The organism is Nocardioides sp. Root151 (assembly GCF_001427925.1).
Taxonomy (GTDB): Bacteria; Actinomycetota; Actinomycetes; order Propionibacteriales; family Nocardioidaceae; genus Nocardioides.
The window spans coordinates 1,121,423-1,141,256 of the sequence record NZ_LMGG01000004.1 but is presented as its reverse complement, the minus strand read 5'-3'; the positions used below and the strand labels follow the sequence as shown (position 1 = coordinate 1,141,256).

Annotated in this window: 21 protein-coding genes; 14 read left to right on the top strand and 7 right to left on the bottom strand. The window is 70.2% G+C overall.

Features of this window, described 5'->3' with window-relative positions:
- The first annotated feature begins 123 nt into the window (after window positions 1-123).
- Entirely contained in the window at window positions 124-987 is an 864-nt protein-coding gene (locus tag ASD66_RS14070; protein ID WP_056891254.1) for a glycerophosphodiester phosphodiesterase, read from the top strand.
- 23 nt (window positions 988-1,010) lie between these two features.
- On the opposite strand, the gene ASD66_RS14065 is transcribed toward ASD66_RS14070, so the two are convergent.
- Window positions 1,011-1,778 (bottom strand): SurA N-terminal domain-containing protein, encoded by a 768-nt coding sequence (locus ASD66_RS14065; protein WP_056891253.1) that lies wholly within the window; start codon window positions 1,776-1,778, stop codon window positions 1,011-1,013.
- Window positions 1,779-1,897: 119 nt separating this feature from the next.
- Between ASD66_RS14065 and ASD66_RS14060 the strand changes: the two genes are divergently transcribed.
- The 6 genes from ASD66_RS14060 (at window position 1,898) to ASD66_RS14035 (ending at window position 7,046) form a co-directional block, all read left to right on the top strand.
- Entirely contained in the window at window positions 1,898-2,152 is a 255-nt protein-coding gene (locus ASD66_RS14060) for a DUF3303 domain-containing protein (protein WP_056680082.1), read from the top strand.
- A 58-nt stretch (window positions 2,153-2,210) separates the two neighbouring features.
- Window positions 2,211-2,879: a hypothetical protein gene (locus ASD66_RS14055; RefSeq protein ID WP_056891252.1), complete on the top strand. Its 669-nt coding sequence runs from the start codon at window positions 2,211-2,213 to the stop codon at window positions 2,877-2,879.
- A 67-nt stretch (window positions 2,880-2,946) separates the two neighbouring features.
- The gene (locus ASD66_RS14050; RefSeq protein ID WP_056891251.1) at window positions 2,947-3,585 is read left to right on the top strand and encodes a hypothetical protein; all 639 of its coding nucleotides are present in this window, start codon (window positions 2,947-2,949) and stop codon (window positions 3,583-3,585) included.
- A 26-nt stretch (window positions 3,586-3,611) separates the two neighbouring features.
- Window positions 3,612-4,811, top strand: a complete 1,200-nt coding sequence (locus tag ASD66_RS14045; RefSeq protein ID WP_056680088.1) for a PucR family transcriptional regulator — start codon at window positions 3,612-3,614, stop codon at window positions 4,809-4,811.
- A gap of 100 nt (window positions 4,812-4,911) precedes the next feature.
- The gene (locus ASD66_RS14040; protein WP_056891250.1) at window positions 4,912-6,264 is read left to right on the top strand and encodes an MFS transporter; all 1,353 of its coding nucleotides are present in this window, start codon (window positions 4,912-4,914) and stop codon (window positions 6,262-6,264) included.
- Window positions 6,261-7,046 carry an SDR family NAD(P)-dependent oxidoreductase gene (locus ASD66_RS14035; protein WP_056891249.1) on the top strand — a complete coding sequence of 262 codons (786 nt, stop codon included), beginning with the start codon at window positions 6,261-6,263 and terminating at the stop codon, window positions 7,044-7,046. Before ASD66_RS14040 ends, ASD66_RS14035 begins: the two co-directional genes overlap by 4 nt.
- 239 nt (window positions 7,047-7,285) lie before the next feature.
- On the opposite strand, the gene ASD66_RS14030 is transcribed toward ASD66_RS14035, so the two are convergent.
- Genes ASD66_RS14030 through ASD66_RS14020 form a run of 3 tightly spaced genes read right to left on the bottom strand, consistent with a single transcriptional unit; the run spans window position 7,286 to window position 10,991 of the window.
- Window positions 7,286-8,215: a hypothetical protein gene (locus ASD66_RS14030; RefSeq protein WP_056891248.1), complete on the bottom strand. Its 930-nt coding sequence runs from the start codon at window positions 8,213-8,215 to the stop codon at window positions 7,286-7,288.
- Window positions 8,212-9,825 carry an AMP-binding protein gene (locus tag ASD66_RS14025; RefSeq protein ID WP_200950041.1) on the bottom strand — a complete coding sequence of 538 codons (1,614 nt, stop codon included), beginning with the start codon at window positions 9,823-9,825 and terminating at the stop codon, window positions 8,212-8,214. The genes ASD66_RS14030 and ASD66_RS14025 overlap by 4 nt, the downstream gene beginning before the upstream one ends.
- A complete protein-coding gene (locus ASD66_RS14020) occupies window positions 9,822-10,991 on the bottom strand; it encodes an acetyl-CoA acetyltransferase (RefSeq protein WP_056891247.1) in 1,170 nt (389 codons plus the stop codon). Before ASD66_RS14020 ends, ASD66_RS14025 begins: the two co-directional genes overlap by 4 nt.
- Before the next feature lie 201 nt (window positions 10,992-11,192).
- Here ASD66_RS14020 and ASD66_RS14015 point away from each other — a divergent pair, with 201 nt between their 5' ends.
- Both ASD66_RS14015 and ASD66_RS14010 read left to right on the top strand, forming a co-directional pair.
- On the top strand, window positions 11,193-12,275 hold the full coding sequence (locus ASD66_RS14015) for a zinc-dependent alcohol dehydrogenase (RefSeq protein WP_056891246.1): 1,083 nt from the start codon (window positions 11,193-11,195) through the stop codon (window positions 12,273-12,275).
- On the top strand, window positions 12,272-13,663 hold the full coding sequence (locus ASD66_RS14010) for an FAD-binding oxidoreductase (protein WP_056680106.1): 1,392 nt from the start codon (window positions 12,272-12,274) through the stop codon (window positions 13,661-13,663). Before ASD66_RS14015 ends, ASD66_RS14010 begins: the two co-directional genes overlap by 4 nt.
- A 21-nt stretch (window positions 13,664-13,684) precedes the next feature.
- Here the strand turns inward: ASD66_RS14010 and ASD66_RS14005 are convergent, their stop codons facing one another.
- Window positions 13,685-14,722 carry a trypsin-like serine peptidase gene (locus ASD66_RS14005; protein ID WP_056891245.1) on the bottom strand — a complete coding sequence of 346 codons (1,038 nt, stop codon included), beginning with the start codon at window positions 14,720-14,722 and terminating at the stop codon, window positions 13,685-13,687.
- 193 nt (window positions 14,723-14,915) lie between these two features.
- Between ASD66_RS14005 and ASD66_RS14000 the strand changes: the two genes are divergently transcribed.
- Together ASD66_RS14000 and ASD66_RS13995 are read left to right on the top strand one after the other, a co-directional pair.
- The gene (locus ASD66_RS14000) at window positions 14,916-15,665 is read left to right on the top strand and encodes an SDR family oxidoreductase (protein ID WP_056891244.1); all 750 of its coding nucleotides are present in this window, start codon (window positions 14,916-14,918) and stop codon (window positions 15,663-15,665) included.
- A gap of 27 nt (window positions 15,666-15,692) precedes the next feature.
- Window positions 15,693-16,139 carry an RrF2 family transcriptional regulator gene (locus ASD66_RS13995; protein WP_056891243.1) on the top strand — a complete coding sequence of 149 codons (447 nt, stop codon included), beginning with the start codon at window positions 15,693-15,695 and terminating at the stop codon, window positions 16,137-16,139.
- 25 nt (window positions 16,140-16,164) lie between these two features.
- Here ASD66_RS13995 and ASD66_RS13990 read toward each other — a convergent pair whose 3' ends face one another.
- Window positions 16,165-16,416 (bottom strand): hypothetical protein, encoded by a 252-nt coding sequence (locus tag ASD66_RS13990; RefSeq protein ID WP_056680117.1) that lies wholly within the window; start codon window positions 16,414-16,416, stop codon window positions 16,165-16,167.
- Window positions 16,417-16,562: 146 nt separating this feature from the next.
- On the opposite strand from ASD66_RS13990, the gene ASD66_RS13985 reads away from it, so the two are divergent.
- Both ASD66_RS13985 and ASD66_RS13980 read left to right on the top strand, forming a co-directional pair.
- Window positions 16,563-17,012 (top strand): SRPBCC family protein, encoded by a 450-nt coding sequence (locus tag ASD66_RS13985; protein ID WP_056891242.1) that lies wholly within the window; start codon window positions 16,563-16,565, stop codon window positions 17,010-17,012.
- On the top strand, window positions 17,009-17,977 hold the full coding sequence (locus ASD66_RS13980) for an SDR family NAD(P)-dependent oxidoreductase (protein WP_200950040.1): 969 nt from the start codon (window positions 17,009-17,011) through the stop codon (window positions 17,975-17,977). Before ASD66_RS13985 ends, ASD66_RS13980 begins: the two co-directional genes overlap by 4 nt.
- 27 nt (window positions 17,978-18,004) lie before the next feature.
- Here the strand turns inward: ASD66_RS13980 and ASD66_RS13975 are convergent, their stop codons facing one another.
- Window positions 18,005-18,685, bottom strand: coding sequence for a histidine phosphatase family protein (locus tag ASD66_RS13975; protein WP_056891241.1), 681 nt, complete (start codon window positions 18,683-18,685; stop codon window positions 18,005-18,007).
- A gap of 158 nt (window positions 18,686-18,843) precedes the next feature.
- Between ASD66_RS13975 and ASD66_RS25545 the strand changes: the two genes are divergently transcribed.
- Complete coding sequence (locus ASD66_RS25545) at window positions 18,844-19,821, top strand: collagen-like protein (protein WP_056891240.1); 978 nt, start codon at window positions 18,844-18,846, stop codon at window positions 19,819-19,821.
- The last annotated feature ends 13 nt before the right edge of the window (window positions 19,822-19,834 follow it).

Sequence of the window (19,834 nt, the reverse complement as noted above, 5' to 3'; positions counted from 1 at the left end):
CTTCTCGTCCGGCAGCCGTCACCACGGGTTGGGCGGGATGTCGCCATTCATTGGCATCAGTCCGCGAGCGTCGAGAACGGCGTCGCCGATCGGCAGCGCCCAACCATCCTCGGGAGGATCCCCATGCCTCGCAGCACACGCCTGGCCGGCGTACTCATCGCAACCCTCGTCCCGCTCCTGGCCGTCCTCGGCCTGTCCACGCCCAGCTCCGCGGCAGACGGCCCGGACGTCGACATCATCGACCACCGCGGCTCCTCCGGCGCGGCACCGGAGAACACCCTCGCCGCCATCCGGTTGGCCATCGCGCAGAAGTCGGAGGTCGTGGAGAACGACATCCAGCGCACCAGCGACGGTGAGCTGGTGATCGTGCACGACACGACGCTGGCCCGCACGACCGACGTCGAACAGGTCTTCCCGGACCGCGCCCCGTGGAACGTCGGCGACTTCACCCTCGCCGAGATCAAGCAGCTCGACGCGGGGTCGTGGTTCGCGCCCGAGTTCGCCGGCGAGCGGGTGCCGACCCTGGCCGAGTGGGTCAACGCGGTCGGGCAGCAGGCCGGCATGCTCCTCGAGCCCAAGGCGCCAGAGCTCTACCCGGGCATCGAGGTCGACATCGACAAGGAGCTGCGTTCCCTGCCGGCCTTCCAGAGGGCACTCAGGGCAGACCGGGTCGTCGTCCAGTCCTTCAACCACGCCTGGCTGCGCGTCTACAAGGACCTCGCCCCCGACGTACCGGTCGGGCTCCTCTACGGCAGCAAGCCGAGCGAGGCCGACATCGCCGCCGCGGCCACCTGGGCGCAGCAGGTGAACCCTGCCCTCGGCGCGATCGACGAGGCCACAGTGGACCAGGTGCACCGCGCCGGCATGGAGATCCACGTGTGGACCGTCAACGCCGGAACCGACATGCGTCGGGCGATCAACTGGGACGTCGACGGCATCATCACCAACTACCCGCAGGTGCTGCGCGACATCGTCCGTCGCAGCTGAGCACGACGCGGGGCGGCCCGGGCTCAGAGGTTCATCTTGATCTCCGCACCCTTGCGGAGCCCGTCGACCAGGGTCTGGGCCGTCTTGGTCTGCTCGTCCGACTTCGCCTGCTGCGCGATCTGGGGCCTGACCTTCGCGAAGGGCGGAATCGGCTGCTGGCCACCCTGCTTGCCAGCCTTCTTCTGCTGCTGCACGGCGGCGTCGTAGATCTTGCGGAGCTCAGCCTCGGTGGGCTTGACCGGGCCGGCCTCGTCCTCGACCAGCTGCTCGATCACGACCTGGATCTCGATCTGGCTGCGGACCACGTCTTCCGAGGTGCCCTGCTTATCCAGAGCCGCGAGGAACTCGTCGACCGAAGCCATCTGGTTCTGCTTGGCCAGCTTGGTGAGGGCGGCGTCGACGTCCTGGTCGGTGGCCGAGATGCCACGCTTCGCGGCCTCCTGCACGAGGAGCTCGGTGTCCACGAGGGTCTCAGCGGTCTGCTTCTTGAGCGCGTCCTCGTCAGGCTGCTGGCCGGTCTGCTGTGCCTGCATGGCGGCCTGTTGGAACTGCGCCTCGTAGATCGGGACGAACTCGTCCTTGGTCACCTCCTCGCCGTTGACGTCGGCCACGACGTCCGGGATGCCTTCGAGGTCGGGACCCGCTGCCTGCTGGCTGTCCTGAGCGGTCGTCGCCTCGGAGGATCCCTTGCTACCGGAATCCTTGTCGTCGCCACCGCACGCGGAGGTGGCAAGGAGGGCGGCTGCGAGTGCGATGCCGAGGACGGTCTTGGTGCGCTTGGAGTGATTCATCCATGTCGACCATACGGATCGCACCTGAGATGACCCCAATTCCGAGTTCGAGTGACAGGCCCTCCCGGGAGGGCCACCATGGGCTGCAGGAGACGAATCGGGGCACCAGAGGAGGATCGATGCTGTTCCACATCACGCAGGTTCACAGTCCGGAGCTCTGCCCTCGAGACGAGGGCGGCTCCAACTCGCTGTTCGACGCGAGCGTCGAGGGCGTCCGCGTGGTCGGCCGGTACGGCGCCAACGCCCAACACACGCTGTTCCTCGTGGTCGAGGCGGACGACGTCAACGCGGTCCACAAGTTCCTCTGGCCGGGGTTCAGGCGCTGCACGAGCACCGTCACGCCGGTGAGCGAAGTCCCGGTTCCCAAGGACTGACACCGCAGTCCGGAGCCGAGTGCTTGACCTCCGTGTCCGCAGGCCCAAGTCTGAGGACATGGACACTCACGCGGTCGATCCCTCGCGCACGATGCTCACCTTCGGCCGGGTGGACCTGGTCCGCGTGCAGGTCGGCTATCGCGCGAGCCCCGAGACGCCGGCGTACCAGCAGTTCCTGCTCGACCTCCCGGTGCTGGAGACGGGCGACGGGCGCGACGGAGAGGCCTTCGACGAGCGCCTGGCGCTCAGTGCCCTGGAGCCCGTCGTGTTCGCGGGCGGCGATGCGCCGCGGCACTACTCCCTGCACCAGCACCGGTCGCACACCAGCTGGGGTCCGAGCTCGGGTGCCGTGGAGATCGGGCTCCTCGTGACGACCGGCTCCGGGACGCGGGCCTCCGGTCCGGACGCGCCTCTCGACGGCGTGACCCGCGCCTTCCGCGACCTGATGGACGTGGTCGGCCGACCGGAGTCGGCGCAGACCTCTCGGGATGCAGCGATCCTGCGGGCACGAGCCGCGGCGGCGACGGCGTACGCCGTGGACGCGGACACGCTCTCGCTCAGCGCGGAGGAGCACCACCAGACCGAGAACTCCTGGACCTTCAAGCTCCGCTCGCGCGCGGGGGACACCTACGCGGTGGTCGTCGGCTTCGTCGACGGGTACGCCGGGTCGGTGCGGGTGCGGCACGAGAAGCGGTTCGAGGTTTCCGACTCCATCGGCTCCGAGTGACCTGGACTTCGCCGGGTGAACGACGAATGAACGTGGGGCAGACGGCAGTTGGCGTACCCTTTTGCGGATGTCCGACACGACCCCGACCCTCAGGCTCTGGCACCTGCTGATCGCCGCCTCCGCATTCCTGGGCGTCACCCTGGCCGCTCGGCAGTACGACGTCTGGTGGACGGCGCTGAGCCAGCTCGCCAGCCTCGCAGTCGGGTTCTGCTATCTCACCCTGGGCGCGTCGGCCCCGAAGGAGGGTCGGCGGGTGCGGAACTGGACCTGGGTGCGGGGAGCCCTGGCCACCCTGATGGTGCTCGTGTCCCTGGCCTTCATGGCCATGCAGCACGGCAACCTCCTCGACACCTACTCGGTGTTCGAGCACATGGTCACGCCCACCCTGGTGGTGATCGACTTCCTCGTCGTCGGCGACAAGCTGTCGCACCTGCGTTGGTGGCACCCGCTGACCTGGTTGGTTCCGCCGTTGGCCTACCTGGCGTACTACCTCGTCGGCGACCTGCTGGTCTACCAGGCCCTCGATCCCGCGCACCCCGCGTCGTTCGTCAGGCACGTGTCCCTGTTGCTGGTCCTCGTGCTTGCAGCGGGCTTCGGCCTGTACGCCGCAGCAGGGCAGGTCGACCGGCTGCGGGCCAGGCGTTCGCTGACGGAGTCCGCTCGCGTCCGCACGGCCGAGTCGTCGCGATTCGTCGGGGTCGGCTGATCCTCGTTCGGCCCTAGGATCGACTCATGCCGAGCGAAGAGATCCAGGAGATCGTCGATCGGATCGCCAGCAAGCTGCAGCGCTCCGTGATCATCGACGATCCGAACGTGAAGCTGCTCTACAGCAGCGCCCACTTCGGCGACGAGGACCCGGTCCGCGTCGACGCGATCCTCAAGCGTCGAGCCAACAGCAAGGCCATCGGCCACGTGCTCGCCCAGGGTGTCGCGTCGTGGCCCCGGGCCGGGGTGATTCCGTCCAACGCCGAGCTCGGCATGCAGGCCCGGATCTGCGTCCCGGTGCGCTGGCGGGGAGAGCTGCTCGCCCTGATCATGGTGATGGACCCCGACGGCTCGTTCACGATGGCCGAGATGGCGGAGATCTCCGGGATCGCCGACCGGGTCGCACCCCTCCTGGCCGACGAGCTCTCGGTCGCCGACGAGACGAGTGAGCAGGCCGTGCTCGACCTGGTCAGCCAGGAGCCGACCGTACGACGACGCGCACTGACCGAAGTCGCCTCCACCAGGACCGCGGAGGACTTCGCACTGGTCACCGCCATCTGGCTGGCCATCCCGGAGACGTCTTCGGATGCCTCGCAGGCGCACGTCAACGTGGCGATGCGCAGCGCGTTCACCCTGCCCACGCCGGTCGGCGTACGCGGTCAGCTGGCAGCGGTCGACAAGCGCACCGCCGTGCTCCTGCTGGGCAGTGCCAAGCCGGTCAAGGTGCGCGCCCACGCCGAGCGCATGTTGACCCGGGTTCACGATCTCTCCTCGGGCCGCTTCCGGGCGGTGGCCGGGATCGGGCCGGCCGTGACCGGCCTGGACCGGGCCTTCGAGACCGCCGAGCTCGCCGCGCTCGCGAGTCGGGCCACGGACGCCGGCCTCAAGGGCAGTACGACGACCTGGGAGGAGCTGGGCCCCTATGGCCCGCTGATGCGGATCCCGCACGACCAGCTCGGACCCCGGGCGCTCCCCGCCGAGGTCCAACGACTGCTCGAGGTCGACGGGGACCGCCAGCTCGCCGTCACCCTGCGTGCCTTCCTCGATGCCGGGGGATCGGCACCGACTGCCTCCGCGGCGCTCAACATCCACCGCACGACGCTCTACTACCGGCTGAGCCGGATCGAGGAGCTGACCGGCTACGACCTGTCCGACGGCCGGGTCAGGTTGACCATGCACCTCGGGCTCACCCTGATGGACCTCCTGCCCGACGTTCGACATATGTAGCAAGTGGAGCCGGGCGCTTTCGTCTGCTCCACATGGTTGCCGCGGGGGTGGGTGGCCGATCGTCGGTGTTACCACCGTCACAGACCAAGGAGGTTCCGCGATGACCACGGAACTCGCACCGACTTCATCACTTCCCGAGGAGCACGCATTGCAGCAGCGGGTGATGAAGAAGGTAGCCCGGCGGCTCATCCCGTTCCTGGGAATCGCCTACCTGCTCAACTACCTCGACCGCAGCAACATCGCCTTCGCCAAGCTCACGATGAGCGCCGACCTCGGTCTCACCGAGACCATGTACGGCCTGGCCAGCGGTCTCTTCTTCATCGGCTACATCTTCTTCGAGGTGCCCAGCAACCTGGCCCTCCAGCGCTTCGGCGCCCGACGGTGGATCGCCCGGATCATGGTCAGCTGGGGGCTGGTCGCCACGCTGATGGCCTTCGTGCCGACCGCCGGCTGGCTCTACACCGCGCGCATCGTGCTCGGCATCGCCGAGGCCGGCTTCTTCCCCGGCATCATCCTCTACCTGACCTGGTGGTTCCCGCGCGCGGACCGCGCCCGGCTCGTCGGCCTCTTCATGGTCTTCCTGCCGCTGTCCTCGGCCCTGGGATCGCCCATCTCGGGCCTGATCCTGCAGTACACCCACGGCTGGATGGGCCTGGCCGGATGGCAGGCCATGTTCCTCCTGCAGGGCCTGCCGACCCTGGTGCTCGGCGTCGCCGCCTGGTTCTACCTGACCGACCGCCCCAACCAGGCCGCCTGGCTGGAGCCCGAGGAGCGGGAGTGGCTGCACGACACGATGGAGGCCGAGCAGCAGGAGGCGGCCGCCACTGGTCACCACTCGGTGCGCGCCAGCCTGCGTGACGGTCGGGTCTGGGCCCTCGGAGGCGTCTACTTCGGCCTCGGCTACAGCCTCTTCGCGCTGAGCTTCTTCCTCCCCTCGATCGTGGCCGGCTTCTCCGAGACGTTCGACACCTCGTTCTCGATCCTCCAGACCGGTCTGATCGTGGCCGTGCCGTTCTCGGCCGGGGCGATCGCGATGGTCTTGTGGTCGAAGCACTCCGACCACTCCGACGAGCGGATCTGGCACGTCGTGCTGCCGATGCTGCTGGCCGGCGTGACGATCCCGGTCGCGCTCTACATGAACTCGCCATTCACCACGATGGTCGTCATCACCCTGACCTCGATCGGCATCTTCTCGGCCTTCCCGGTCTTCTGGTACCTCCCGCCGACCTTCCTCTCGGGACCGGGCGCCGCCACCGGCATCGCCCTGGTCAACACCATCGGTGCGGCCTCCGGCTTCCTGGCGCCCTACGCCACCGGGTGGCTCGTCGACCTCACCGGCAACGCACGAGCCGGCCTGTGGGTCGTCGGCGTGCTCGCCGTCGCCGCATCCCTCGGACTGCTGGCGATGAGCAAGGTCATCCCCGTCACCCGCACCGCCGTCGCCGAACGATGAGCGCCGGCGACCTGCAGGACCGGGTCGTCGTCGTGATGGGTGCCGGCTCCAGTGGAGCCGGCACCAGCAACGGCGAGGCTGCTGCCCTAGCGTACGCCGAGTCCGGCGCGACCGTCGTGGCCGTCGACCGCAACGGCAACGAGGCCCACCGGGTCGCCGATCGCATTGCCGCGGCCGGCGGTCGGTCCCTGGCTCTCGAGGCGGACGTCACCGTGGACGCCGATGTCGAGGCGGTCGTGAAGGAGACGATCGCCCGGTTCGGCGTACCCCACGTGGTCCACGGCAACGTGGGGGTCGCCCGCACCGGCTCCGTCATGGAGCTGGCGCCGGCCGAGTGGCAGGCGGCAGTCGACGTGAACCTGAACGGTGCCTACCTGGCCTTCAGGCATGCGCTTCCGCCGATGCTCGAGGAGGGCCGTGGCGTCTTCGTCCAGGTCTCCTCGCTCGCCAGCGTGCGACACACCGGCTACCCGTACCCGGCGTACAGCGCCGCCAAGGCCGCGCTCAACCAGCTCACCGTCTCGATCGCCCTGACGTACGCCGACCGCGGCATCCGTGCCAACGCGATCCTCCCCGGCCTGATCGACACGCCCCTGGTGGGTCAGCAGCTGGCCGGCTCGCAGGCCGAGGTCGAGGCACGCCACGCGCTCAGCCCGACCGGGCGCATGGGCTCGCCGTGGGACGTCGCCAATGCCGCGGTCTTCCTGGCCTCCGACAAGGCGGCCTACATCAACGGGGTCTGCCTCCCGGTCGACGGGGGACTGGGCATGCGCAGCGTCTGACCCGGCCACCGTGGGCCCGCACGCCCCACCGTGCGATGGCTGGGAGCGTCTCGCTGTACCGCTGAACGGGCACAACGCCCGCACACGGTCCGATTCCGGCACGGAACGGCCCGTTGTGCCCGTTCAGCGGCCCGACCGTCTTGCCGGCATTGCGCTGTGGACCTGCTGACTCGGCGTACGACGAACAACGCGGCCCACCCCGTCGACGGGGTGGGCCGCGTTGCTCTGTCCTGAAGGTGTCAGCCGATCGGGTCGGACTCGGCGAGTGCCAGCTCGTAGGTCATCGCGACCGGGTTCATCCCGCACACGAGGCCACCGTGGTGGATGCCGCCGAAGCGGTCGACGAGACCTGCGGTCAGGTCTGCGGTCATCCGGCCGTCGACGCGGCGGACTTCGCCGTCGAGGTACATCACCTCGGTCGCTGGTCCCTCCACAACGAGGATCGAGCCGTCGGGCTGGCGCAGGCGTCCGCCGATGATCGAGCCGATCTGGCCGTGCACCCGCGCGCCCGTCCATCCCTGCTGCTCCGTGAGCCTCTCGATCGTGGTCGGCAGGTCGACGTTGGGCCGCACGCGGCACACGATCGCCCGCCGGCCGATCGGTTCGCCGCGGTCGGCCGGGCCGGGCACCACGCGTCGCGGCTCGAACAGGGACATCGTCGTCTCCGGGTCGGGCGTGACGTCGTACCGCACGTCGGCGGAGACCGCGACGTGGGCGGTCACGCCGCGGCCGAGGACCACGGAGTCGGGGATCAGATGACCGGCCCGGCGCTCGCCGAGCGCGGTGTCGAAGAGCGCATGGCTGTGCGCGAAGACCTCCCCGTCGCGGTGGCCCAGGGTCACGCCGCCCAGTCGCAGCCGCCCGTTGCGGCCGCCCGGGATCGGCTCGCTGAACGTCGCGACCGAACCGCCCGGCGGCCCCAGGGCGGGGATGTAGTAGTCGAACTCCGCCAGTGAGCCGCCGACCAGACGACCCACGGCCCCCGCCGCGCAAAAGCGGACGAGCACGTCGCCCAGGGCGTCAAGGAGCCGCGCACCCGCGGGCAGCTCGACCTCATGGGTGACGAGACGAGTCTCGAGGGAGACGACCCGGTCGGGGAGGACCGGGCCGGGGTGGCACAGCGGCTCCGGTGCGGCCGCGCGGGTCGCCGTACCGGCGGTGGAGGTCATCGGGTCGCCTCCGCGAGTCCGGCGCCGGTGACGAGCTCGCGCAGCAGGGGAGTGGTGACCTTGCCGTAGGCCGAGGTGGGCAGGCGGTCGACGAAGTGCGCGCGCTTGGGCACCTTGTATCGGGTCATGTGCTCGCGGCACCACGCCAGCAGCGACTCGGGCTCGAGGCCCGGCTCGACGACGCACACGGCCACGCCGACCTCGCCCCAGTCGGCGTCGGGTACGCCGACCACGCCGACCTGTCGTACGCCGGGGTGCTGGAGCACCTTCTCCTCGACCTCGCGCGGGTCGATGTTGGAGCCGCCGGAGATGTACATGTCCGACGCGCGTCCCGTGATGTAGAGGAAGCCCGCCTCGTCGCAGTGTCCGAGGTCGCCGGTGCGGAACCAGCCGTCGCGGAACGCCTTCGCGTTGCCCTCGGGGTGGTCGAGGTAGCCGGCGAAGACCGCCGGGCCGGCCACGCAGATCTCCCCGCGCTCCCCGGGCGGCAGCGGGTTCCCCTCGGCGTCCTGGATCGAGATCGTCATACCGGTTCGTGGGTAGCCGGCGGTGCCGATTCCGTCCACGGTCGGCACGTCGGCGTGCCGGTCGTGCGGGAGCACGGTGATCGCGCCGGTCACCTCGGCCAGCCCGTAGTACTGCACCAGCACGGGCCCGAGGACGTCGAACGCCCGGCGCTGGTCGGGTGCGGTGATCGGTGCCCCGGCGTAGACGACGTGACGCAGGCTCGAGTGGTCGACGCCGTCCGCGGCCGCTACCAGACGGTTCAGGATCGTCGGCACGGTGAACAGTGTGGTGACCCGATGGCGGGCGACGAGTTCCCAGGCCGCCGTCGGGTCGAGGCTGTCGCCGGGCAGCAGCACGACGGCCGCGCCGCGGGTCACGTGGGTGAGCACGTGGACGCCGGCGCCGTGCGACAACGGCGCGAGCACGAGGGTGGCGTCGGTGTGGTCGAGGCCCGGCATCAGGTCGGCGATGTGGTTGTTGACCACGAAGCCCATCTGGTCGTGGGTGAGCACCGCGGCCTTGGGCCGGCCGGAGCTCCCCGAGGTGAAGAAGAACCAGCAGGGGTCGCCGGCGTCGACCGGGACGTCGTCGATGCGGCGGCCGTGGTGGTCGCTGATCAGTCCGGCCACGGTGACGTGCCCGTCGCTCGGCACGTCGCCCGGCTCGTCGTCCGAGAGTCTCCAGACCGTCGCGCTGTCGAGCGCCGCTGCGTGCCCGGTCAGCGAGCTCTCGAGCACCACCAGGTCGGGGCGTACGACGTCCGCGAGCGGCAGCAGCTCCGTCGGCGTGAGCTTGGCGTTGGTCGGGGTGATGACGGCGCCGACCCTCCACGCCGCGAACATCACCGTGAGGTAGTCGCGGGCGTTGGGGCTGTGCAGCAGCACCACGGAGCCGCGGGTGATGCCCGTGTCGGCCATCGCGGCGGCGAGGGCGTCGACCCGCTGGTCGAGCTCGCGCCAGGTCCATGCCAGGTCGCCACGCACGATCGCCGTGTGGGCGGGGAGTCGAGCCGCGGTCTGGCGCAGGAGCGAGGAGAGGTTGGTGGTCTTCATCGTGAGGGCCTTCGTCGGCGTCGGTCGGGTCTCGGTCCGTGTGGTGCTCACCAGCGCTCCAGGATGCTCGCGTAGTTGGTGACGGCGGCGCCGCCCATGTTGAAGACCCCGGCGACGTCGGCACGGGGGAGCTGCAGGTCGCCGGCGGTGCCGGTCAGCTGCATGGCCGCCATGACATGCATCGAGACACCGGTCGCGCCGATGGGGTGGCCCTTGGCCTTCAGGCCTCCGGACCGGTTGACGGGCAGCTTGCCGTCGGCGGTGGTGAGCCCCTCCTCGAGGACCCGGTGGCCCTGGCCGGGTTCGGCCAGGCCGAACGCCTCGTACTGGATGAGCTCGGCGATCGTGAAGCAGTCGTGGGTCTCGATCAGGTCCAGGTCGAGGGTCTGCAGTCCGGCGTCGGCGGTGGCTGCGGCCCAGGCCTGACGGGCGCCGGCGAACTCGGTGGGATCCCTGCGGGAGAGCGGGAAGGCGTCGTTGGCCTGTGCACGGGACCTGAACCGGACCCGGCGGTCGCTGGTCGCGGCCACGTCCGGCGCGGCGAGCACCAGGGCCGCGGCTCCGTCGGAGATCAACGAGCAGTCGGTGCGACGCAGCGGTGGGGCCACGAACGGGTTCTTCTCCGAGACGGTCGAGCAGAAGTCGAGGCCGAGGTCCTTGCGGATCTGCGCGAGGGGGTTCGTCACGCCGTTCTCGTGGTTCTTCGCCGCGACCATCGCCATCGCCCGGGACGGGTCGCCGTACCTGTCGGCGTAGGCGCGGGCAATGCCGGCGAAGACGCCCGCGAAGCCGGCCTCCACAGCGGCCTCCTCGGGTTGGTAGCAGCCGCTGAGCAGGATCTCGCCGGCTCGCGGGGTGCTGACGCCGGTCATCTTCTCGGCGCCCACGACGAGCGCGACGCGACCGCGCCCGGACTCGATGAAGTCGCAGGCGGCGTTGATCGCGGCCGAGCCGGTGGCACAGGCGTTCTCGAGTCGCGTCGCGGGTGTCGCGGCGAGCCGGCTGTCGACGACCGAGACCAGTGCTGCCTGGAAGTCCTGGGCGCTGAACCCGTTGTTGTAGACGCCGACGAAGATGCCGTCGACGTCGGCGGCGTCCATCTGCGCGTCGGCGAGGGCCTGCGGGATGACCGAGGCCATCAGGGCGGTCGTGTCCGGGGCTTCGAGCCGGCCGAACGGCGTGTGGGCCCAACCGATGATCGACGTACTGGAGTTCATTGCGTGTCCTCTTCCACGTGGCGGTGCGCTGTGCCTCCACGATGGCCGCGCGCCCCGGTCAGCGACTACGTGCGGGCGTCGAGCACGTCCCCTGCGGTGTTTCGACATCTGTCGAAGGTGCCGATCTGCGGTCTCGTCTCGCAGCGGTGCCGTCGCCCCGTCGTTCCCGCCGAGCATGGGAGCAACGCGAAGGAGGCGCTCATGCGAGCGACAGTCAAGGCAGACCGCGGACCCGGCTGCCGGTTCGTCACCGATCGACCGGAGCCGGTGCTGCTCCCCGGCCAGGTGCGCATCGAGGTGGCCGCGGCGTCCGTGTGCGGCACGGATGCCGCGATCCACGATTCCGGACCGGTGCTGGACGACTTCGGCATGAGGTTCCCCGTCACGATGGGGCACGAGGTTGCCGGGATCGTCGTGGAGGCCGACCCCATGACGCGGGTCGCCGTCGGCACCCGGGTGACGGTCGAGACCCACCTCCACTGCGGCGAGTGCTTCTTCTGTCGAAACGGCGACGGCCACAACTGCGCGCGGGTGCAGCTGCTCGGCGTCCACCTCGACGGCGCGTTCGCGGAGCGCGTCGTCGTCCCGGCAGCGAGCTGCTTCGCCCTGCCCGACGCAATCGGGCTCGAGGAGGCCGCACTGCTCGAGCCCGGGGGCAGCGCCATGCACGCCGTGCTGCGCAGCGGAGTGTCCCTGGCCGGCAGCAGCGTCCTGGTCTCGGGTGCAGGCCCGGTCGGGCTGGTGCTCGTCCAGATCGCCGTGGCCATGGGCGCCCGCATCGTCACCGTGGTCGAGCCCAACCCCATGCGTCGCAAGATGGCCGAGCGGTCCGGCGCCGTCGTGCTCGACGTCGGTGTGGACCCGATGGAGGTCGCCGACCCGACGACGCGCCACCGCGGTGGCTACGAAGTGGCCTTCGAGTGCTCGGGCGCGGGCGCGGCGCTGTCCACCGTCCTCGACGCGACACGCAACGAGGGCACCGTCGTCGTCGTGGGCCTGGTCAAGGGCGAGGTCGCACTGCCGGTCACGCGCACCCTGATCACCCGGGGACTGACCCTGCGGGGCAGCTTCGGTCGGTCCCTGTGGGGCACCTGGGACCGGCTCTCGGAGCTGGTGATCTCCGGCCGGGTCGACCTGGCCGGGCTCCTGACGCACCGGCTGCCGCTCAGCGGGCTCCCGCTCGCCCTTGAGCTGATGCGGGAGGATGCAGGCAAGGTGTTGCTGCTGCCGTCGCTGCCCGACACGCAGCTGCACGAGACCTCGACCGAAGGAAAGACCCGATGACCGCGTCCACCGTCTCGGCCCCGATCGTGGAGGCCCTCGAGGCAATCGAGGGCCTCGACGTGCTGACCAACCCCGACTCCACGTCGGCCTACGCGCACGACCGCTCGGTGTGGGCGGCGTACGACGTCCCGGCGGCGGTGGTGCGTCCCCGCACGACGGAGGAGGTGCGTGCGGTCGTGGCGGCGTGCGTCGCGACCGGCACTCCGCTGGTGACCCGGGGCGCGGGCACGGGCCTGTCGGGCGGGGCCAATGCCACTGCCGACGCCGTGGTCGTGTCGATGGAGCGGATGGACCAGATCCTCGAGGTCGACGTCGAGCACCGGCTGGCGCGCGTGCAGCCCGGTGTGGTCAACGACGACTTCCGTGCCGCGCTCGTGGAGCACGGGCTCTGGTATCCGCCCGACCCGGCCAGCAGCCCCTGGTCGACGATCGGCGGCAACGTCGCGACCAACGCCGGCGGCATGTGCTGCGTGAAGTACGGCGTCACCGGCGACTACGTGCGCGAGCTCGAGGTGGTCACCGGAACCGCGGAGGTGGTGCGGCTCGGTCGGCGTACCGCCAAGGGCGTTGCCGGCTACGACCTGCGCGGCCTGGTCGTCGGGTCGGAGGGAACCCTGGGCGTCGTCACCGAGGTCGTGCTCGCCCTGCGGCCGTTGCCGCCGTCTGCGACCACCGTCATCGGCAACTTCGACTCGTTGGAGGACGCCGGTCGCGCGGTCGCGCTGATCGGCGCCTCCGGCATCTCACCGAGCGTCCTCGAGCTCGTCGACCGCGGCTGCCTGGAGGCCGTCGACGAGTGGAAGCACATGGGCCTCTCGAACGACGCCGACACCGTGCTGATCGGTCGCACCGACGCGCCGGGTGAGCTGGCGGTCCATGAGACGAAGGAGCTGATCCGCTGCTTCGAGGAGGCCGGGGCGACCTTCACCGCAGCTTCCGAGGACGAGCAGGAGTCGGAGGCGTTGTACGCCGCCAGGCGTTTTGCCTTCCCCGCCATGGAGCGCAAGGGCGTGGTGCTGACCGAGGACATCTGCGTGCCGCTTGCGCGCGTGGCCGACGTGCTCGGACAGGTGCGCGACATCGGCCGCGCCCACGACGTCATGGTGGCCAACATCGCCCACGCCGGCGACGGCAACCTGCATCCCCTGCTGGTCACGCCGCCGGGCGACGAGGCTGCAGGGGTGCGGGCCCGGGCCGCGTTCGACGAGATCCTGCGGGTTGCGCTCGAGGCCGGCGGCACGGTGACGGGGGAGCACGGGATCGGCCTCCTCAAGCGCGCCGGACTGGGACAGGAGCTCTCGCCGGCCGTGGCGCAGATGCACCACGCGGTGAAGGCCGCGCTCGATCCGCACGGAATCCTCAACCCTGGCAAGGCTCTGCCGATCTGACCCGCGCGGCTGCCGACACCCTCAGCCCCAGTTGTCGCGGCCCCACCTGCAGAGTCGGCTCAGGCCGTTGCCGCCGGCGAAGAGGCTGTTCTTCTCCTCGGCGAAGTTGTCCTCACGGCCACTGAGGGTGCCGATGACCTGGCGACCACCATTGGTCCAGCGACCCCACAGCGGTCCGCCGGACTGACCGCTGGCGATGTCGGCCCTGGTCTCGAGCTCGAGCGTGTCATAGCTGTCACTGTCGTCGTCGTGCACCGAGATGCCGAGCTCGAAGCAGGGCCGCTGGCCGGTCGCGCTCAGGTCGTAGGGATAGCCCGCGTGGTTCCAGACGTGCAGGTCCTCCCAGTCGTCGTCGTACGTCCGGTAGCCGAAGTAGCCGAGCCACCGGCCGAAGGGCTGGTCCAGCTGGCAGACGGCCATGTCGTAGCCGTCCTGCCCGACGAACTGCTCCCACGCGGCGATGCCGATGACGTTGGCCGTCCAGCTCCCGCCGAGCACCGACGTGCCGTCGAACATGCCGGGTGTGAAGGTCACGTTCCCGCTCACCGGACCACCCGGGGACCATGAGTTCGCCACGACGTGGGAGGCCGTCAGGATCGTGGACTCCCCGATCAACGTGGCGCTGCCCTTGCCACGACCGGTGTCCAGCTGACCGATGCGGACCCACGGGGCCGCGGTCGTCGAGTAGACCTGCCGGCTCTCACCGTCATAGATCTGGGTGAAGTTCGCGGGCTCGACGGGCGACCCGTTGAACCGGCGCAGCATCCGCGGACGGTGGACGCCCAGCGAGCGCGGTCCGCCGATGATCGTCCGGGAGTTCTCCGGGGTCCATTCGTCGACGCTGTGCACCATCTCGTCGCGGAGCAGCTCCTCGCCGAGGCCGACGCTCCCCGACGGCTCCGCCTCGCGTTCGGCGGGGGAGCGCAGGCGGTTGAGGTCGAACCAGTCGGGCTCACCCTGTCGGTCGCCGAGCTCCAGCTCCTGGTCGACGGTGAGCGGCTCCTCCGCTCGCTCCCGCGTCGTCCTGTCGTGGTCGTGGTCGCTGCGTCCGGTTGCCATGGTGTCCTCCGATGAGTACGACTCCGATGAGTACGACGCGTGGTGCGTCGAACGGAAGGAGCACGCATGGCGACGCGCGATACCCGAGCCGGTCGACTTCCCCGTTGTCGGGGATGGGCAGGACACTCCTTGACTCGGACAAGGAGTGTCGTAGTAAACTACTACAAAACTTGTCTCAGTAAGGAGTGGGATCATGAAGGTTGTCATCTTCGGAGCAGGCCTGATCGGCAGCCAGCTGGCTGCCCGACTGGGGGAGCAGGGCCATCAGGTCGACGCGCTGGGACGCGAGGACGGCATCGACACCACGACCGGCAAGGGCGTGGCCGATGCGGTCAAGGGGGCGGACGTGGTCGTGGACCTGACCAACTCGCCGTCCTGGGCAGACGACGACGTCCTCGCCTTCTTCCGCGACTCCACGGCACACCTGGTCGCGGCCGAGGAGCGCGCCGGTGTGGGCCACCACGTGATCCTCTCGATCGTCGGCGCGGACCGGCTCACCGAGTCGGGCTACATGCGGGCAAAGCTGGCGCAGGAGGCCGGGGTCGCCGCTGGTGGCGTCCCCTTCACGATCGTCCGCTCGACGCAATTCTTCGAGTTCATCGCGGGCATCGCCGACGCGGGGACCGAGGACGGCACTGTCCGGGCCACGCCGGCAACCCTGCAGCCGATCGCCTCTCGTGACGTGGTCACCCACCTGGCCGAGGTGGTCACGGGAGCCCCGGTCAACGGAACCCTCGAGATCGCCGGCCCCGAGGCACTGGGGATCGATGAGCTGATCCGTCGCGAGTTCAGGGCGACGGGGGACACCCGGACCGTGGTCCCGGATCCTCAGGCCGGCTACTTCGGCGCGGTGCTCGATGACGCGGCGCTGGTCGCGACGCCCGGCGCGGGCGCCTGGATCGCGCCGACCACGCTCGACGAATGGCTACGTGATCGCGACTGAGCAGGTCCGGCCTGCAAGGATGGCCGGGTGAAGCTTTCGGCCGGGGTGGAGTGGTCCATCCACTGTTGCGTCGTACTCAGCCAGGCGGAGCAACCGGTGCCCAGCGCTCGGCTGGCCGAGCTGCACGGGGTGTCGAAGGCCTACCTCGCCAAGCACCTGCACCAGCTCGCCCGGGCCGGCCTGATCGTGCCGAGTGAGGGCCGCGACGGGGGCTACGCCCTCGCCCGGGACGCCGGCGAGATCACGGTCCTGCAGGTCGTCCAGGCGATCGACGGAGAGCGGCCGGCCTTCCGCTGCACGGAGATCCGGCAGCAGGGCGTGCTGGCCCAGCCTCCCGAGAAGTGCCTCGAGGCCTGCGGCATCGCCAAGGTGATGGCCGATGCCGAACGTGCCTGGCGGGACTCGCTCGCTGGTACGACGATCGCCGACCTGGCCGCCAGCCTCGACACCTCACGACTCGACGAGGTCCTCTGACCCGACGCGTACGGCGTCCGACAAACTACTCGGAGCCCTCCGAGGGCTGGTCCAGGGCGGTCTCGGCGTTCTCGCGCTGGCTGCCCTCGGGCGGCGGGTCCTGGGACGTGACCAAGCCGGTGTCACCGTCCTGCCCATCGCCGTCATGGTGCTCGGCGTGGTCGCCTGCGCCTGTGTCGCCGGCGGGATCGGTGGGAGGCGTCTCCGGCTCGGGCTCCGAGGAGCCGGGGCCGATGTTGGGGCGGGTCTGGGGGTCGTAGTTCGGGTTCTCGGTCATGCTTCTCCGTACCCGACGGACCGTGCCGCATGCGGCCGATGCCGGGAGTGTGGCGGGTTCGATCTCTCCGCGTGGGTACTGCATGACGTCCCGACCGGGATGACCCCCGTGCCTCCCGGTCTCTCCGACAGTGTGGAGCCGAACAGATGAGACCTTCGATCACCCGCACGTTCACCACGACCGCCCCGCCGGAGCGGGTCCACGACTACCTTGCCGACTTCCGCAACGCCGAGGAGTGGGACCCGGGCACGAAGACCTGCGACCTCGTGCAGGGCGGCGGCGAGGTGGGCAGCGTATACCGCAATGTCTCCTCGTTCATGGGGCGCGAGTCCGAGATCCGCTACACCGTCGCAGAGCTGGAGCGGCCCACCCGCATCCACCTGGTCGGACGCAACGAGCAGTTCGAGGGTCACGACGTGCTGGGTGTGAGGGCCGGCGTCGATGGTGGTTCCGAGGTGACCTACCACGCCGAGTTCTCCTTCACCGGCGCCGCGAAGTACGCCGCTCCACTGGTGGCGGCCTACCTCCCGGCCCTGGCTCGCAAGACCATCCGGCAGATGCAAGCGTGCCTCGATGCGCTGGGAGACGGCCGGTGAGCGCGGCGGAGGCAGCCACTCTCCCGGTGAGGGCGCTGGACACGTTGATGGACCGGACGCTGGCACCGGGCTACAGCCGCATCGGCTTCGAGGTCCGGCGCCGGTTGCCGGGTTGGCCCGCGGACCCTCAGCCCGGAGCACTCGCCGGGCGACACGTTCTCGTGACCGGGGCAAGCTCCGGCCTCGGGATCGGTTGTGTGGAGGGCCTGGCGCGCCTGGGTGCCGCGGTGCACATGGTGGTGCGCGACGAGGTGAAGGGCGAACGGGTCCGTGGGCAGATCATCTCCCGAGTCGGCGATGCCGACCTGCGCGTCACGCGGTGCGACCTGGCCGACCTCGACGACGTACGCCGTTTCGCGGACGAACTTGACCTCACCTCGGTCCACGCCCTCATCCACAACGCGGGGGTCATGCCGCCCGAACGCACGGAGTCACCTCAGGGCCACGAGCTGAGCATGGCGGTGCACGTGCTCGGGCCGGTGCTGATGACCGAGCTGCTGCGCGACCGCCTCCACAGCGGCCGGACGGTCCTGGTCAGCAGCGGCGGGATGTATGCCCAGCGGCTTCCGGCCGGCGACCCCGAATTCCGCTTGGGCGAGTACTCGCCGTCGGTTGCCTACGCCCGGTCCAAGCGCATGCAGGTGGAGATGCTCCCGCTGCTGGCCGACCGCTGGTCCTTCGACGGCATGGTGCTGGCCGGGATGCACCCGGGCTGGGCGGACACTCCTGGGGTGAGGGAGTCGTTGCCGACGTTCCGACGGCTGACCCGGCCGATCCTGCGTGACGATCGGCAGGGAGCCGACACCAGCGTCTGGCTGGCGGCGACCCGACCTGCGCCGCCGACCGGCCGATTCTGGCACGACCGGGTGCCTCGCCCCACGCACCTGGTGCCTGCCACCCGGCCTCGCGCCGACGAGGTGGCGCGAGCATGGGCGTGGCTCCGCTCAGCGACGGGACTCGACTGAGCGGACCGCGCACCCGAGGGCTCGCCCTCAGGACTCGTCGAGGCCCTCCTCGACACTCTCTCCGGTCACGTCGTGCGCCCGCTGGTCCTCGAGCTGATGGCCGCCGAGCGGGTCGCCGTGCCAGTGCGCCAGTTCCCAACCGGTGCCGGGGTGCCCCTCGAGGACGCCCCAGGCGGTGTTCATCATCCGTAGGTCGTCCGAGGCGTCCGGGTCGAGCCTGGCCGCCAACGCGGTGAAGACGCGGATCGCTCCGCCGTGGCTGAACACCGCGACGGTGTCATCGGGAGCGTGCGCCTCGGCGATGGAGCACAGTGCCGCATCGAAGCCTTCGTAGAACTCGTGGCCGTCGGTGCCACCGGGAATGGCACGCGCGAGATCGCCGTGCATCCAGTGCATCAGGCAGTCGAGATAGGCGTGAACGGAGTCGCGCTCGGTGTGCATCTCCAGGTCGCCGGCCGCGACCTCCTCCAACCCGGGGCGTACGCCGACCTCGAGCCCGAGCGCTTCGGCGAGTGGGGCGGCGGTCAGCTGGGTGCGGACCAGGCGGGAGGCATAGACGCCGGCGATGTCCTCGTCGGCGAGCGCACCCGGGACGGCGCGTGCCTGGGCCTCGCCGAGCGAGGTCAGACCGGCTCCGGGGAAGGCGGTGTCCAGCGCTCCCGTCACGTTGTTCGGAGTCTGACCATGACGGATGAGTAGCAGGCGCACCGCCCGATCCTACGTGGGCAGTCCGCGACCCTCCGCACCGCCGTGAACGCCCGGGCAGGCAAGGCCAATAGTGCGAAAACCGGTATGGCCCGGTGCGGATTCTGGGAGCCTTTGGCATACCCAAATTTGGGGATCTCGGGACTACTCAGGAGGTCCGCGTGTCCTTGTTCCGCAAGCCGAAGCCGAAGTCGGCGCTCATCGCTCTCGCCACGATCGGCGCACTTGTAGTCGTCACCCCGACGACGGCGGTCGCCGCGCGTCTCATCGGCAGTGGCGACATCGCGAACCAGTCCATCCAGTCGTGGGACATCGCTGCCGACGGCATCGGGAGGTCTGAGCTGCGCACCGGCTCGGTCGGCTGGGACCAGATGGACTCGCGCACCCACGCCAGGATCATGGCGCTGGCAGGCAAGGACGGCACGAACGGCAAGAACGGGACCAACGGTGAGGACGGCGCGACGGGCGCGAACGGCGCCGACGGCCTGAACGGCGCAGACGGCCTGGACGGTGCCGACGGAGCGACCGGGCCTGCAGGTCCGGCCGGTGAGGACGGCGCCAGCGGTAGTGACGGAACCACCGGCCCGCAGGGGCCCGCCGGCCCGGCCGGCCCCGTGGGTCCGGCCGGCCCCGCAGGTGAGGACGGTGCCGACGGAGCGACCGGTCCGGCCGGTCCCGCAGGACCCGCCGGTGGAGGGACCGTGCTGAAGGACGGCAACGGTGTCACTGTCGGCAAGGTGCAGTCGATCGCCCGCAACAGCGTGACCGTCCTGACCAGCAACGGCTACATGCTCACCGTCGGTTGGGACGGCAGCATCGCCCCGGCACAGGCGTACTACACCGGCGCCGACTGCACCGGCACCGCCTACCTCAACTCCGGCGGCCCCAACCCGTCCTGGCTCTACGGGAAGACCCTGGTCTATCTGGGCAGCGCGAACACGCTGGCCGTGCCCGCTGTCCTGGACGGCAGCGGTGCCGCCGCGAACACCGGCTTCACTGCGGCCACCATCGACAACCCCGCGTGCGGCGCCAGCGCCGGTGCCAGGAACGGATGGGAGCTGAAGGCGACGACCGCCGCGAACGCCGGACTGCCGGCAGGCGTGGTCAACCAGATCGCGACTCCGCTGTCGGTGAACTGAGCGAGCGCAGTCA

What these genes read in the sequence shown, in the direction of transcription:
- ASD66_RS13990 (WP_056680117.1), bottom strand. Translation starts at nt 16,416, where the DNA reads ATGACCGAGAACCCGAACTACGACCCCCAGACCCGCCCCAACATCGGC.
- ASD66_RS14030 (WP_056891248.1), bottom strand. Translation starts at nt 8,215, where the DNA reads ATGACCTCCACCGCCGGTACGGCGACCCGCGCGGCCGCACCGGAGCCG.
- ASD66_RS14015 (WP_056891246.1), top strand. Translation starts at nt 11,193, where the DNA reads ATGCGAGCGACAGTCAAGGCAGACCGCGGACCCGGCTGCCGGTTCGTC.
- ASD66_RS14040 (WP_056891250.1), top strand. Translation starts at nt 4,912, where the DNA reads ATGACCACGGAACTCGCACCGACTTCATCACTTCCCGAGGAGCACGCA.
- ASD66_RS14035 (WP_056891249.1), top strand. Translation starts at nt 6,261, where the DNA reads ATGAGCGCCGGCGACCTGCAGGACCGGGTCGTCGTCGTGATGGGTGCC.
- ASD66_RS14060 (WP_056680082.1), top strand. Translation starts at nt 1,898, where the DNA reads ATGCTGTTCCACATCACGCAGGTTCACAGTCCGGAGCTCTGCCCTCGA.
- ASD66_RS14000 (WP_056891244.1), top strand. Translation starts at nt 14,916, where the DNA reads ATGAAGGTTGTCATCTTCGGAGCAGGCCTGATCGGCAGCCAGCTGGCT.
- ASD66_RS14065 (WP_056891253.1), bottom strand. Translation starts at nt 1,778, where the DNA reads ATGAATCACTCCAAGCGCACCAAGACCGTCCTCGGCATCGCACTCGCA.
- ASD66_RS13985 (WP_056891242.1), top strand. Translation starts at nt 16,563, where the DNA reads ATGAGACCTTCGATCACCCGCACGTTCACCACGACCGCCCCGCCGGAG.
- ASD66_RS14070 (WP_056891254.1), top strand. Translation starts at nt 124, where the DNA reads ATGCCTCGCAGCACACGCCTGGCCGGCGTACTCATCGCAACCCTCGTC.
- ASD66_RS14055 (WP_056891252.1), top strand. Translation starts at nt 2,211, where the DNA reads ATGGACACTCACGCGGTCGATCCCTCGCGCACGATGCTCACCTTCGGC.
- ASD66_RS14010 (WP_056680106.1), top strand. Translation starts at nt 12,272, where the DNA reads ATGACCGCGTCCACCGTCTCGGCCCCGATCGTGGAGGCCCTCGAGGCA.
- ASD66_RS14050 (WP_056891251.1), top strand. Translation starts at nt 2,947, where the DNA reads ATGTCCGACACGACCCCGACCCTCAGGCTCTGGCACCTGCTGATCGCC.
- ASD66_RS14020 (WP_056891247.1), bottom strand. Translation starts at nt 10,991, where the DNA reads ATGAACTCCAGTACGTCGATCATCGGTTGGGCCCACACGCCGTTCGGC.
- ASD66_RS14005 (WP_056891245.1), bottom strand. Translation starts at nt 14,722, where the DNA reads ATGGCAACCGGACGCAGCGACCACGACCACGACAGGACGACGCGGGAG.
- ASD66_RS14045 (WP_056680088.1), top strand. Translation starts at nt 3,612, where the DNA reads ATGCCGAGCGAAGAGATCCAGGAGATCGTCGATCGGATCGCCAGCAAG.